Here is a 13,655-nt window from a genome sequence, read left to right as displayed (position 1 = left end):
ACCCCTTTCCGGCTCGCGCCCGAAGTGAGCCGATAATGTGGGGCATGAAGCTGCGGATCTTCACCGAGCCCCAGCAGGGCGCGACCTATGACGACCTGCTCACCGTCGCCCAGGCCACCGAACGGCTGGGTTTCGACGCCTTTTTCCGGTCCGACCATTACCAGCGCATCGGCTCCGGCGACCCCGGCGTCGGCTCGACCGACGCCTGGATCACGCTGGCGGGCCTGGCGAGGGAGACCTCCTCCATCCGGCTCGGCACGCTGGTGTCGCCCGCCACGTTCCGGCTCCCGGGGCCGTTGGCGATCAGCGTGGCGCAGGTGGACCGGATGAGCGGCGGCCGCGTGGAGCTGGGCTTCGGCACCGGCTGGTACGACGCCGAGCACACCTCGTACGGCATCCCGTTCCCGCCCACCGGCGAGCGCTTCGGCCGCTTCGAGGAGCAGCTGGAGATCATCACCGGCCTGTGGACGGCGGAGAAGACCTACTCCTTCGAGGGCAGCTACTACCGGCTGGCCGACTCGCCCGCGCTGCCCAAGCCCGCGCAGCGGCCCCGCCCGCCGATCATCATCGGCGGGTTCGGCGCCAGGCGCACGCCGCGCCTGGCGGCCGCGTACGCCGACGAGTACAACCTGCCGTTCCGCTCGCTCGCCGACACCGAGGTGGCCTTCGACCGGGTGCGCAGGGCGTGCGGGACGACCGGGCGCGAGGTCGTGCTGTCGGTGGCGCAGACCACGGTCGTGGGCGCCGACCGGGCCGAGATCGAGCGGCGCGCGGCGGCCATCGGCGAGGACCCGGACAAGCTGCGCGAGAGCGGCCTGTGCGGCACCCCGGCCGAGGTGGTCGAGCGCATCGGGCGGTTCGCCGCGCTCGGCGCCGAGCGGTTCTACCTGCAGATCCTCGACCTCGCGGACCTGGAGCACCTGGAGCTGATCGCCGCCGAGGTGCTGCCGCACGTGTGAGGTAAACGGTTGGCGGGCCTTCGGGGCGTTCCGGCACACTTGGGGCGTGCTGCTGACGATCACGACCACCGCGAGACCCGCCACCGACCTGGGCTTCCTCCTGCACAAGCATCCCGAGCGGGTGCAGGAGTTCAGCCAGTCGGCCGGCACGGCCACGGTGTTCTATCCGGAGGCGGGCGAGGAGCGCTGCACCGCCGCGCTGCTGCTGGAGATCGACCCGGTCGCGCTGGTCCGGTCGCGCGGCAAGGGCTCGCCCGACTTCAGCCTGTCGCAGTACGTCAACGACCGCCCCTACGCGGCCTCGTCGCTGCTGGCCGTGGCGCTCGGCGACGTGTTCCGCACCGCGCGGGCGGGGCGCTGCAAGGCCCGTCCCGAGCTGCCCGGCCGGGCGCTGCCGCTGGAGCTGACGCTGCCCGCGCTGCCCTGCCGGGGCGGCCCCGACCTGGCCCGGCGGCTGTTCGAGCCGCTGGGGTGGGAGGTCGAGGCGCGGGCGCTGCCGCTGGACGAGGGCTTCCCCGAGTGGGGCGAGTCGCGCTACGTCCGGCTCGCGCTGCGCGGCACGCTGCGCCTGGCCGACGCGCTCAACCACCTGTACGTGCTGCTGCCCGTGCTCGACGACGGCAAGCACTACTGGATCGCGCCGGACGAGGTGGACAAGCTCGTCCGGGCGGGGGAGGGCTGGCTGCGCGGGCACCCCGAGCGCGGCCTGATCCTCCGCCGCTACCTCGGGCGGCGCTGGTCCCTGGCGCGCACCGCCCTCGCCCGGCTGGCCGAGCTGGGCGACGAGACCGAGGAGCACCTGGAGCCCGCGCTCGCCGAGGACGCCCCGGCCGGCGAGACCGCCGCCGACGAGGCCGCCGCCGCCGAGGCGGAGGCCGCCGAGCCCGTGGACCCCGCCGATGGGCAGGCGACCAGGCCCAGGTCGCTGAGCGCCCGCCGCCGCGAGGCCGTGCTGGCCCGCCTGGAGGCGCTGGGCGCGGCGAGCGTGATCGACCTCGGCTGCGGCCAGGGCGAGCTGGTCGGCGCGCTGCTGTCGCGCCCCAGGTTCACCCGCGTGGCCGGCATGGACGTCTCCCCGCTGGCGCTCACGATCGCGGCCCGCAAGCTGCGCCTCGACCGCATGCCCGACGCCAGGCGGGCCAGGCTCACCCTGTTCCAGGGCGCGCTCACCTACACCGACAAGCGCCTGTCCGGCTACGACGCCGCCGTGCTCATGGAGGTGGTCGAGCACGTCGACCCGCCCCGCCTGGCGGCGCTGGAGCGCGTCGTGTTCGGCCACGCCCGCCCCCGGCACGTGATCGTCACCACGCCCAACGTCGAGTACAACGTCCGCTACGCGTTCCTGACCGGCCTGCGCCACCCCGACCACCGCTTCGAGTGGACCCGCGCCGAGTTCGCCGCCTGGTGCGGGCGGGTGGCGGCCGAGCACGGCTACCAGGTGACGTTCGAACCGGTCGGCGACGACGACCCCGAGGTCGGCCCGCCCACCCAGATGGGGGTGTTCACCCGATGATCAGCGTTCCCGAGCTGTCGCTCGTGGTGCTCGTCGGCGTCTCCGGCAGCGGCAAGTCGACGTTCGCCCGCAGGCACTTCAGGCCCACGCAGGTGATCTCGTCCGACTTCTGCCGCGGCCTGGTCGCCGACGACGAGAACGACCAGGCGGCCACCCCGGCCGCCTTCGACCTGCTGCACCACATCGTCGGCGTGCGGCTGTCGCGCGGCCTGTTCACCGTGGTCGACGCCACCAACGTCCAGTACGCCGCCCGCAAGAGCCTCATCGACCTGGCCAGGAAGCACGACGTGCTGGCCGACGCGATCGTGCTCGACGTGCCGGAGGAGGTCGCGATCGCGCGCAACGCCGGCCGTCCCGACCGCGACTTCGGCCCCGGCGTGGTGCTCCGCCAGCGCAAGGACCTGCGCCGCTCGCTCGGCAAGATCTCCCGCGACGGGTTCAGGAAGGTGCACGTGCTGCGCGGCGAGGACGAGATCGCCGCCGCCGCCGTCACCTACGAGAAGGCGTGGTCGGACCTGACCCACCTGACCGGCCCGTTCGACGTGATCGGCGACGTGCACGGCTGCCGCGCCGAGCTGGAGGCGCTGCTGGCCCGGCTGGGCTGGGAGGGGATCCGGCACCCGGAGGGCCGCACGGCGGTGTTCGTCGGCGACCTGGTGGACCGCGGCCCGGACACGCCGGGCGTGCTGCGCCTGGTCATGGACATGGTCGAGGCCGGCACCGCGCTCTGCGTGGCGGGCAACCACGAGCAGAAGCTGGTGCGCGCGCTGAACGGCCGCAACGTCAAGGTCACCCACGGCCTCCAGGAGTCGCTGGACCAGCTCGCCGCGCAGCCGCCGGAGTTCGTGGAGCGGGCGCGGGCGTTCATGGACGGCCTGCTCAGCCACTACCGGCTGGACGGCGGCCGGCTCGTGGTCGCGCACGCCGGGCTCAAGGAGGCCTACCACGGCCGCGCGTCCAAGCGGGTGCGCTCCTTCGCCCTGTACGGCGACACGACCGGCGAGACCGACGAGTACGGCCTGCCGGTCCGCCTGCCGTGGGCGGAGGACTACCGGGGCCGCGCGACGGTCGTCTACGGCCACACGCCGACCACGCACCCCGAGTGGGTCAACAACACGATCTGCCTCGACACCGGCTGCGTCTTCGGCGGCCGGCTGACCGCGCTCCGCTACCCGGAGCGCGAGCTGGTGCAGGTCCCGGCGGAGAAGACCTGGTACGAGCCGGTCAAGCCGCTCGGCGGCGGCCCGGCCCGCGACCCGGGCATGCTCGACATCGGCGACGTGACCGGCACCCGCCACGTCGAGACCCGGTTCGGCGGCCGCGTCAAGATCGCGGAGGAGAACGCGGCGGCCGCCCTGGAGGTGATGAGCCGCTTCGCGGTGGACCCGCGCTGGCTGGTCTACCTGCCGCCGACGATGGCGCCGCCCGAGACGTCCCGGCTGGACGGCTACCTGGAGCACCCGCACGAGGCGTTCGAGGAGTTCGCCGCCGCCGGGGTGCGCGAGGTCGTGTGCGAGGAGAAGCACATGGGTTCGCGCGCCGTCGCCGTGCTGGCCAGGACGCCGGAGGCGGCCGCGGCCCGGTTCGGCGTGCGCGACGGCTCGCCGGGCACCGTCTACACCAGGACCGGGCGGCCGTTCTTCGCCGACGCCGGCCCGCTCGCCGAGCGGCTGGCGGCGGCCTGCGCGCCGCTCTGGGACGAGCTGGGCTCCGACTGGGTGGTGCTCGACTGCGAGCTGCTGCCCTGGTCGGCCAAGGCCGGCGACCTGATCAGGAGCCAGTACGCCTCGGTCGGGGCGGCGGCCCGCGCGGCCCTTCCCGAGGCGGTCTCCGTGCTTGAGGCGGCGGCCGGGCGCGGGCTGGGTGTGGGCGAACTGCTGGACCGCACCCGGCGCCGCTCCTCCAACGCTGCCCTGTTCCGCGACGCCTATGCCCGTTACTGCTGGCCGGTGGACGGCCTGGAGGGGGTGAGGGTGGCCCCGTTCCAGATCCTGGCCTGCGAGGGGCGGGCGACGGCGCTGGAGCCGCACGCCTGGCACCTGGCCACGCTGGCGAGGCTGGAGGGGCCGCTGATCGCGCCCACCCGGCACGTGTTCGCCGACCTGGACTCGCCGGAGTCGCGGGCGGCGGCCACGGCCTGGTGGGAGTCGCTGACGGCGGCCGGCGGCGAGGGCATGGTGGTCAAGCCCGCCGCGTACACGCCCGGCCGGGTGCAGCCGGGGGTCAAGGTGCGCGGGCGCGAGTACCTGCGCATCATCTACGGCCCCGACTACACCGAGTCGCTGGACGTGCTGCGCCGGCGTTTCCTCGGCAAGAAGCGCTCGCTCGCGCTCCGCGAGTACGCCCTCGGCCTGGAGGCGCTCGCCCGGCTGGCGGACGGCGAGGCGGCCTGGCGGGTGCACGAGCCGGTCTTCGCGGTGCTGGCGCTGGAGTCCGAGCCGGTGGACCCGCGCCTTTAAAGATTGGGTAAGCGGTCCGCTGGCCCCGTGACGTGCGGGTATGCCCCCGGCACGGGGAAAGGACCGCAATGGCCACTCAGCACACGCACCACGAGCACATGGGGCACGTCGTATTCATCACGGCGGCCGCCGCGATCGGCGGGTTCCTGTTCGGCTACGACAGCTCCGTAATCAACGGCGCGGTCGTCGGGATCCAGCGGCACTTCCATGTCGGGGCGGTGCAGACCGGCTTCGTGGTGGCCATCGCGCTGCTCGGCTCCGCCGCCGGCGCCTGGATCGGCGGCGGGCTGGCCGACCGGTGGGGCCGCACCCGGTCGATGCAGGTGGCGGCGCTGCTGTTCGCCGTCAGCTCGATCGGGCAGATGCTGCCGTTCGCGCTGTGGGACCTCGCGGTGTGGCGGGTGATCGCGGGCTTCGCCATCGGCATGGCGTCGGTGCTCGGGCCGGCCTACATCGCCGAGGTCGCGCCGCCCGCCTACCGGGGGCGGCTCGGCTCGTTCCAGCAGCTCGCGATCGTGCTCGGCATCGCGGTGTCGCAGCTCGTCAACTTCGTGATCGCGAAGGTGGCGGGCGGCGCGGTCAACAACAGGCTGTGGCTGCTGGAGGCGTGGCAGTGGATGCTGGGCGCGTGCGCGGTGCCGGCGCTGCTGTACCTGCTGTTCGCGCTGGTCATCCCCGAGTCGCCGCGCTACCTCATCATGTCGGGCCGGCCGCGCAGGGCGCGCGAGGTGCTGGCCGAGGTGGAGGGCGACGACGTGGACCTCGACGAGCGCATCGCCGAGATCCAGCACGTGCTGCGCACCCAGCGGGTGCCGGGGCTGAAGGACCTGCGCGGGCCCGCGCTCGGGCTGCTGCCGATCGTGTGGGCCGGCATCGTGCTGTCGGCCTTCCAGCAGCTCGTGGGCATCAACGTGATCTTCTACTACTCGTCGGTGCTGTGGCAGTCGGTCGGCATCAACCAGAGCGACTCGCTGCTCATCAGCTTCTCCAGCTCGATCATCAACATCATCGGCACGTTCGTCGCGATCTCGCTGGTGGACAAGATCGGCCGGCGGCCGCTGCTGATGATCGGCTCGGTCGGGATGGCGGTCTCGCTGGCCACGGCGGCGTGGGCGTTCAGCGCGTCCAGGACGACCGGGAGCGGCGGCGTCATGCTGCCCGACCCGCAGGGGCCGATCGCGCTCATCGCGGCCAACGTGTTCGTGTTGTTCTTCGCCCTGTCGTGGGGTGTGGTGGTCTGGGTGCTGCTGGGCGAGATGTTCCCCAACCGCATCCGGGCCGCCGCCCTCGGCGTCGCCGCCGCCGCGCAGTGGCTCGCGAACTGGGCGATCACGGTGTCGTTCCCGGCCCTCGCCGAGTGGAACCTGCCGCTGACCTACGCCATGTACGCGCTGTTCGCGGCGCTGTCGTTCGTCTTCGTCCTGCGCCGGATCAGGGAGACGAAGGGCCGCAAACTTGAGGACATGGGCTAACCTGTGGCGTGCTTGACGACGTCCTCGGCCCCTCGCTCGACGTACTGTTCTGCGGCATCAACCCCGGCCTCATGTCCGCGGCGACCGGCCACCACTTCGCCCGCCCCGGCAACCGCTTCTGGCCCGCGCTGCACCTGTCCGGCTTCACGCCGCGGCTGCTCGCGCCGGCCGAGCAGCACCTGCTGCCCTCGTACGGGCTGGGCATCACGAACCTCGCGCCCCGGCCCAGCGCCAAGGCGTCCGAGCTGACCAGGGAGGAGCTGGTCGAGGGCGGGGCCGCGCTGGCGGCGAAGGTCGCCGCCGTGGCGCCGAAGGCGCTGGCGGTGCTGGGGGTCTCGGCGTACCGCACCGCCTTCCTGCGGCCCAAGGCGCGGATCGGGCCGCAGGAGGAGACGGTGGGCGGGGCCAGGGTGTGGGTGCTGCCCAACCCGAGCGGGCTCAACGCCCATTTCACCCTGGCCGGGATCGCGGAGGAGATGCGCCGCCTGCGATCCTCGCTCGCCTGAGCGGCGGCTACCTGGCGGCGAAGTCCTGCGTCCAGTAGAGCGTGCCGCCGGAGCTCCTGGCCATGCCGACGCCGATGAGGTTGTAGCGGCAGTTGAGGATGTTGGCCCGGTGGCCGGAGCTGTTCATCCAGGACTGCATGACCGAGGCGGGGGAGGTCTGTCCCTTGGCGATGTTCTCCGCCCAGGCCGAGCCGCCGGTGAAGCCGGCCGCGCGGATGCGGTCGGTGAAGGTGCGGCCGTCCTGCGAGGTGTGGCTGAAATAGCCCTTCTTCGCCATGTCGGCGGAGTGGCCGAAGGCCGCCGCGCGGAGCTGCGGGTCGTGCGCGAGCGGGGCGCAGCCCGCCTTGGCGCGCTCCTCGTTGGTGATGCGGAGGACCTCGTTCTCCTCCGCGGTGCCGACGGCACCGCTCGTGGGCGTGCCCGTCGGCGTGGTGGTCGGCGTCGCCGTGGGAGTGCCCGAGGTGGTGGGCGTCGGCGAGGGGGTGGGGGTGCCCGTGGACGGGTCGCAGGTGAGCCGGGCCGCCCGGGACCTGACGGTGTGGCCGCGGTAGTCGGTGGCGGTCGCGTAGTACGTGCCGGGCTTGCAGGCCAGCGCGAGCGAGAGCCGGCCCTCGCGGGTGGCGCCGCTCTTGACGACCGGGTCGCGGCCGGGGACGGCGCGAAGGATGCGGATGCGCACGAGGCCGGGGGAGAAGCAGCCGCGGCGGGCGGCCGAGGAGGTGATCCGGAGAGCGGTGCCGCTCAGCCTGGGCTTGGTGACGGTAACCCGGCAGGCCGACTCGGATGCGGTCGCGGCCTCGGCCGCGGTGACCGGCGCGCACAGGGCGGCGGCGCTCACCAGGCCGGCAAGAACCCCTAGGGGTCTACGCATAGGGGGTTTCCTCCAGTTTGCGGTAGACGCTGGATGGCCATGCATTCTGTCGGGCCGCAACCCTTTTGTCAGCCGATTCGGGACAATTTCGTGATGTAACCGGTAAACCAAAGGTTCTCCTGGGGCGTCTGAGGCGGTCCGCCGGGCCGGGGATGCGGGCGGCCGAAACCGGTCGCCGGACCGGCCGCCGGGCCGATGAGAGCGCTCCAGCGCACCACGTCTCGAAAGCGTCACGGCTCTTGACGGGGGTGACACACGGAATTTACGTTCGCGGTACTTATCCGGTTCAGCAGTGTTCCAGCGCTCGATGCGGGGGCTTCTGGGAGCGCTCCCATTGGTAAGGAGACCAGCGATGCGTAACCGGGCTCGGAAGATCGTCCCCCTCCTCGCGGCCGGACTGCTCGCCGCCGCGGCCTGCAGCGGCGGCCCCGCCACGCCGACCGGGCCGGCCCCCTCCCAGGGCCAGAGCCAGGGCGGCCCGGCCGCCGCCGACCCGAACCAGCTCCCGCGCGGCGAGACCCTCTACACCACCGGCACCCAGTGGGGCCCGCCCGCCAACTACAACCCGATCCGCGAGTGGGACTCCGCCGTCGGCACCAAGGGCCTGGTGTACGAGACCCTGTTCCACTACGACACGGTCAACGCCAAGCTGACCCCCTGGCTCGCCACCGGCGGCTCCTGGACCGGCGACACCACCTACGAGCTCAAGCTGCGCCCCGGCGTCAAGTGGTCGGACGGGCAGCCTTTCGCCGCCAAGGACGTCGTCTTCTCCTTCGAGCTCGGCAAGATGGAAACGATTCCGTACCACAACCTGTGGAACTGGCTGAAGAGCGTGGAGGCCGTGGACGACCAGACGGTCAAGTTCACCTTCTCCAAGGCCAACTACCAGGAGTGGGACTTCATGCTCTACTCCCGCTCGATGGTCCCCGAGCACGTCTGGAAGGACCGCTCCGAGAAGGAGGTCCTGGACGGCGTCAACGACAAGCCGGTCGGCACCGGCGCCTACACCTTCATGAGCAAGGACCAGGACCGCGTGGTCCTGCAGCGCCGCGACGACTGGTGGGGCAAGACCGCGCTCAACATGGAGCCCAAGCCCCGCTACATCGTCGACATCGCCACCCCGAGCAACGAGGTCGCCCTCGGCCTGCTGCTGCAGAAGGGCCTCGACCTCAGCAACAACTTCCTGCCCGGCGTCGCCAACCTGGTCAAGGGCAACTTCGGCCTGACGACGTACTACAACCAGCCGCCCTACATGTTGTCGGCCAACACCGCCTGGCTGGTGCCCAACACCACCAAGAAGCCGATGGACGACCCCGCCTTCCGCAAGGCCCTCGCCTCCTCGATCGACGTCAAGAAGATCGTCGAGGGCGTCTACGGCAACCTGGTCAAGGCCGCCAGCCCCACCGGCCTGCTGCCGCAGTGGGACAAGTACGTCGACCAGAACGTGGTCGCGAGCTCCGGCTTCTCCTTCGACACCGCCAAGGCCAAGAAGCTGCTGGCCGACGCCGGCTACAAGGACACCGACAACGACGGCTACGTGGAGAACAAGGACGGCTCCAAGCTGAGCCTGTCGCTCATCGTCCCGTCCGGCTGGACCGACTGGATGGAGTCGGCCCGCTCGATCGCCGCCAGCGCCAAGACCGCCGGCATCCAGGTCACCCCCGACTTCCCCGACTTCAACGCCCTGGTGGAGAAGCGCGCCAAGGGCGACTTCGACCTGCTGATCAACAACGAGCGGCAGCTGTCCAACTCGCCGTACACCTACTACGAGTACATGTTCCAGCTCCCGGTCCAGAAGCAGCAGAACACGGTGAACTTCGCCCGCTACGAGAACAAGAAGGCCTGGGACCTGGTCCAGCAGCTCGACCAGGTCAAGACCGACGACACCGCGGGCATGCAGAAGATCATCTCCCAGCTCCAGCAGATCAGCCTGGACGACCTGCCGGTGATCCCGCTCTGGTACAACGGCCTCTGGGCCCAGTCCAGCAACGCCGTGTGGAAGAACTGGCCGGCCGAGGCCGGGAGCGCGCCGAAGACCCCCGCCGTGATGTGGCGCAACTGGTTCGAACTGGGCGGCTTCGAGACCCTCACCCAGATCCAGCCCACCGCCTCCTGACCGAACCCCTCGTCCCCCGCTCCCGCGCCGGGAGCGGGGGACCCACACGGAGACCGATCACGTGCGCCGCTACTTCGGCAGGAAACTGCTCATCTACGGGCTGACGTTCTTCGTCGCCGTCACCGTCAACTGGATGATCCCGCGCTTCATGCCCGGCGACCCGGTGGCCAGCATGGTCGCGCGGGCCAACGTCAGCCAGCCCGAGGCCGTCGAGGCGATGCGGGCCTACTACAGCAGCCTCTTCGGCCTGGACCAGCCGCTGCTCAGCCAGTACGGCAACTTCTGGGGCGCGCTGCTGCGCGGCGACTTCGGCACCAGCATCTGGCTCTTCCCGACGCCGGTCAGCCAGGTCATCGGCGCGGCGGTGCCGTACACGCTGGCGCTGGTCGTGCCGTCGGTGCTGCTGAGCTGGGTGGTGGGCAACCGGTTCGGCGCGTACGCGGCCCGCCGCAAGCTGCTCGACAACACCGTCCTGCCCGTCGGGTACGTCCTGACGGCGATGCCGTACATGTGGCTGGCGGTGCTGCTGGCCTGGTCGCTCGGCGTGATCGCCGGGATCTTCCCGGTGGCCGGCGGCTACAGCTTCTCCATGCGCCCCCACCTGTCGTGGGCGTTCCTCCTCGACCTGCTGCACCACTGGACGCTGCCGTTCCTGTCGTTGTTCCTGGTGGCGCTCGGCGGCTGGGCGATCGGCATGCGCAACATGATCATCTACGAGCTGGAGTCCGACTACTCCACCTACCTGTCGGCCCTCGGCGCGCCCGACCGGCTCATCCGCCGCTACGCCTTCCGCAACGCCGTCCTGCCCCAGATCACCGGCCTGGCCCTGCAGCTCGGCGTGATCGTGGCCGGCGCGCTGGTCACCGAGATCGTCTTCGCCTACCCGGGCCTCGGCAGCCTCATCCTGAAGGCCATCCAGAACAAGGACTTCTTCCTCCTCCAGGGCACGTTCCTGTTCATCGTGCTCGGCGTGCTGATCGCCAACTTCATCATCGACATCGTCTACGTCGTGGTCGACCCGCGGACCAGGGCGGGAATGGCGGGTGCGCAGGCATGACGACGATCCAGGAAGCCGTCCCGCGCGAGCCGGCCGCGGTGCGGCGCGAGGCGCTGCACTTCGCGGTGCGCAACGGCAAGCTGATGACCGGCCTGGTCATCGTCCTCGCGCTGCTGCTGCTGGGGCTGTTCGGCCCGCTGCTCACCGGCGCCGCGCCCAACGAGTACGGCCCCCAGCCCATGAGCCCGCCGAGCGGCGCGCACTGGCTCGGCACCACCACCTTCGGCCAGGACATCTTCGCCCAGTTCGTGCACGGGCTGCGCAGCACCTTCGTCGTCGGCGTGGTCGGCGGCGGCATCGCCGCGGTCATCGGCATGGTCGTCGGCTTCGTCGCCGGCTACCGCGGCGGCATCCTCGACGAGGTGCTCAACATGCTCACCAACGTCATCCTCGTCATCCCCACCCTGGCCGTCCTGCTGATCATCAACGCCTACCTCGGGATCCGCAGCGTGGCCGTGCAGGGCCTGTTCATCGGGCTGACGCAGTGGCCGTGGGCGGCCCGGGCGATCCGGGCGCAGACGTTCTCGCTGCGCACCCGCGAGTTCGTGGACCTGGCCAGGATGAGCGGCTCCGGCACCGGGCGGATCATCGCCAGGGAGATCGCGCCGAACATGAGCAGCTACCTGTTCATGACGTTCATCCTGCTGTTCGGCGGCTCGGTGCTCATCGCCTCCTCGCTCGACTTCATCGGCCTCGGCCCCACCGAGGGCGTCTCGCTGGGCCTGATGCTGCAGAACGCCAACCAGTGGAGCGCCCTCCAGCTCGGCATGTGGTGGTGGTTCGTGCCGCCCGGCGCCGCGATCACCGCGATCGTGGGCGCCCTGTACGTGGCCAACGTCGGCCTCGACGAGGTCTTCAACCCGAAACTGAGGGAGACATGAGCCTGCAGGTCAGCGAGCTGAAGGTGCACTACCGGACGCTCAGGGGCGACGTGCGCGCGCTCGACGGCATGTCCTTCGAGCTCGGCGACGGCGAGATCCTCGGCCTGGTCGGCGAGTCCGGCTGCGGCAAGAGCACCCTCGGCAAGGCCCTCATCCGCATGGACGGCCGCATGCGCCACGTCGGCGGCCGGGTCGTCCTCGACGGGCGGGAGCTGCCCGTCGCCGACGACCGCGCGATGACGGCCTTCCGCTTCACGGAGGTCTCGCTCATCCCGCAGTACGCGATGAGCGCGCTCAATCCCACCCGCAAGATCCGCAAGATGGTCGGCGAGCTGCTGCGCTCGCGCGGCGCCGCCCTCGACACCGCCGAGCTGGAACGCCGCATGGACCAGGTCGGGCTGCCGCGCGAGGTGCTCGACCGCTACCCGATCGAGCTGTCGGGCGGCATGAAGCAGCGCATGGTCATGGTCATCTCCACGCTGCTCGACCCGTCCCTGCTCATCGCCGACGAGGTCACCTCCGCGCTCGACGTCTCCACCCAGAAGGCCGTCGCCCGCGCCCTGCTCGGCTTCCGCGACAGCGGCTACGTCAAGAGCATGATCTTCGTCACCCACGACATCGCGCTCACCCACCACATCGCCGACACGATCATGGTCATGTACGCGGGCCGCCTCGCCGAGAAGGCCCCCGCCGACGTGATCGTCAAGGCGCCCCGGCACCCGTACACGCGGCTGCTGATCGACTCGCTGCCCGAGGTCGGCGTGCGCTACGCCGAGCGGCGGCTGGAGGGCATCGCGGGCAGCCCGCCGTCGCTGCTCGACCCGCCCGCCGGCTGCCGCTTCCGCGCCCGCTGCCCCCTCGCGGGCGACGAGTGCGCCGCGGACCCGCCCGTGGCCGAGGTCGCGCCCGGCCACCACGTCGCCTGCTGGAAGGCATGATGCTGAGACTCGACCACGTCACCAAGGTGTTCAGGATCGGCGCGTTCGGCGGCCGGACCGTCACCGCCGTGCGGGACGTCAGCTTCGACGTCGTGCCCGGCGAGGTCGTCTCCCTCATCGGGGAGAGCGGCAGCGGCAAGTCCACGATCGGCCGCATGATCCTCGGGCTCAACCCGGCCACCAGCGGCTCCATCACCTACGACGGGCGGCCGGCGCGGGCGGGCAAGGAGTACTACCGGCACGTGCAGGGCATCTTCCAGGACCCGTTCAGCTCGTTCAACCCGGTGTTCAAGGCCGACCGGGTGTTCGCGATGATCAAGGACTCGTACCATCCCGGCGTGCCCGCGCCGGAGTGGGACGAGCGGGTCCGCGCGGCGCTCCGCGACGTGCGGCTCGACCCCGGCCAGGTGCTCGGCAAGTTCCCCCACCAGCTCAGCGGCGGCCAGCTCCAGCGCCTGCTCATCGCCCGCGCGCTGCTGCTGGACATCAAGCTGCTGGTGGCCGACGAGATCACCAGCATGCTCGACGCCAGCACCCGCATCGACGTGCTCAACCTGCTCGCCGAGCTGAAGACGAGGGGGCTCGGCGTGCTCTACATCACCCACGACCTGTCGCTCGGCAACTACCTGGCCGAACGCACGATCGTACTGCGCCAGGGCACGGTGGTGGAGATGGGCCCGACGGAGCGGGTCTTCGGCGACCCGCTGCACCCCTACACGCGCGAGCTGCTGTCGGCGGTGCCGCGCCTGCACGAGGACTGGGCCGACGCCGACGCCGTGGACACCTGCCTCTACCACGAGCGCGGGGCCTCCGGCGGCCTGCTGGAGGCCGGCCCGGGGCACTTCGTGGCGTGCGCCCGGCTGACGACCTGCTGAAGGAGACC

General features: G+C 71.4%; 10 protein-coding genes and 1 pseudogene. 10 read left to right on the top strand and 1 reads right to left on the bottom strand.

Annotated features, from left to right (window positions below; all coding sequences use genetic code 11):
• Positions 1–44: 44 nt before the first annotated feature.
• The 5 genes and pseudogenes from MF672_RS27610 to MF672_RS27590 all read left to right on the top strand — a co-directional run.
• Positions 45–959 carry an LLM class F420-dependent oxidoreductase gene (locus MF672_RS27610; protein ID WP_242373528.1) on the top strand — a complete coding sequence of 305 codons (915 nt, stop codon included), beginning with the start codon at positions 45–47 and terminating at the stop codon, positions 957–959.
• Between the two features lie 46 nt (positions 960–1,005).
• On the top strand, positions 1,006–2,472 hold the full coding sequence (locus MF672_RS27605) for a 3' terminal RNA ribose 2'-O-methyltransferase Hen1 (protein WP_242373529.1): 1,467 nt from the start codon (positions 1,006–1,008) through the stop codon (positions 2,470–2,472).
• Positions 2,469–4,931 (top strand): polynucleotide kinase-phosphatase, encoded by a 2,463-nt coding sequence (locus MF672_RS27600; RefSeq protein ID WP_242373530.1) that lies wholly within the window; start codon positions 2,469–2,471, stop codon positions 4,929–4,931. The genes MF672_RS27605 and MF672_RS27600 overlap by 4 nt, the downstream gene beginning before the upstream one ends.
• Positions 4,932–4,999: 68 nt before the next feature.
• Positions 5,000–6,403, top strand: coding sequence for a sugar porter family MFS transporter (locus MF672_RS27595; protein ID WP_242373531.1), 1,404 nt, complete (start codon positions 5,000–5,002; stop codon positions 6,401–6,403).
• A gap of 71 nt (positions 6,404–6,474) precedes the next feature.
• Positions 6,475–6,843, top strand: a pseudogene (locus MF672_RS27590) (mismatch-specific DNA-glycosylase); the annotation flags it as partial.
• Between the two features lie 73 nt (positions 6,844–6,916).
• Here MF672_RS27590 and MF672_RS27585 read toward each other — a convergent pair.
• Positions 6,917–7,780 carry a CAP domain-containing protein gene (locus tag MF672_RS27585; protein ID WP_242373533.1) on the bottom strand — a complete coding sequence of 288 codons (864 nt, stop codon included), beginning with the start codon at positions 7,778–7,780 and terminating at the stop codon, positions 6,917–6,919.
• Positions 7,781–8,132: 352 nt separating this feature from the next.
• Here MF672_RS27585 and MF672_RS27580 point away from each other — a divergent pair, with 352 nt between their 5' ends.
• From MF672_RS27580 to MF672_RS27560, 5 genes are all read left to right on the top strand, one after another.
• Positions 8,133–9,896, top strand: a complete 1,764-nt coding sequence (locus tag MF672_RS27580) for an ABC transporter substrate-binding protein (RefSeq protein ID WP_242373534.1) — start codon at positions 8,133–8,135, stop codon at positions 9,894–9,896.
• Between the two features lie 61 nt (positions 9,897–9,957).
• Positions 9,958–10,953, top strand: a complete 996-nt coding sequence (locus tag MF672_RS27575) for an ABC transporter permease (protein ID WP_242373535.1) — start codon at positions 9,958–9,960, stop codon at positions 10,951–10,953.
• Entirely contained in the window at positions 10,950–11,834 is an 885-nt protein-coding gene (locus MF672_RS27570; RefSeq protein WP_242373536.1) for an ABC transporter permease, read from the top strand. The genes MF672_RS27575 and MF672_RS27570 overlap by 4 nt, the downstream gene beginning before the upstream one ends.
• Entirely contained in the window at positions 11,831–12,772 is a 942-nt protein-coding gene (locus MF672_RS27565; protein ID WP_242373537.1) for an ABC transporter ATP-binding protein, read from the top strand. Before MF672_RS27570 ends, MF672_RS27565 begins: the two co-directional genes overlap by 4 nt.
• On the top strand, positions 12,772–13,647 hold the full coding sequence (locus tag MF672_RS27560) for an ABC transporter ATP-binding protein (protein ID WP_242373628.1): 876 nt from the start codon (positions 12,772–12,774) through the stop codon (positions 13,645–13,647). The genes MF672_RS27565 and MF672_RS27560 overlap by 1 nt, the downstream gene beginning before the upstream one ends.
• Positions 13,648–13,655: the final 8 nt, after the last annotated feature.

The organism is Actinomadura luzonensis, assembly GCF_022664455.2.
In the GTDB taxonomy this organism is placed as follows: domain Bacteria; phylum Actinomycetota; class Actinomycetes; order Streptosporangiales; family Streptosporangiaceae; genus Nonomuraea; species Nonomuraea luzonensis.
The sequence above is the reverse complement of the archived record's forward strand: the minus strand, read 5'-3'. Positions and strand labels throughout refer to the sequence as shown.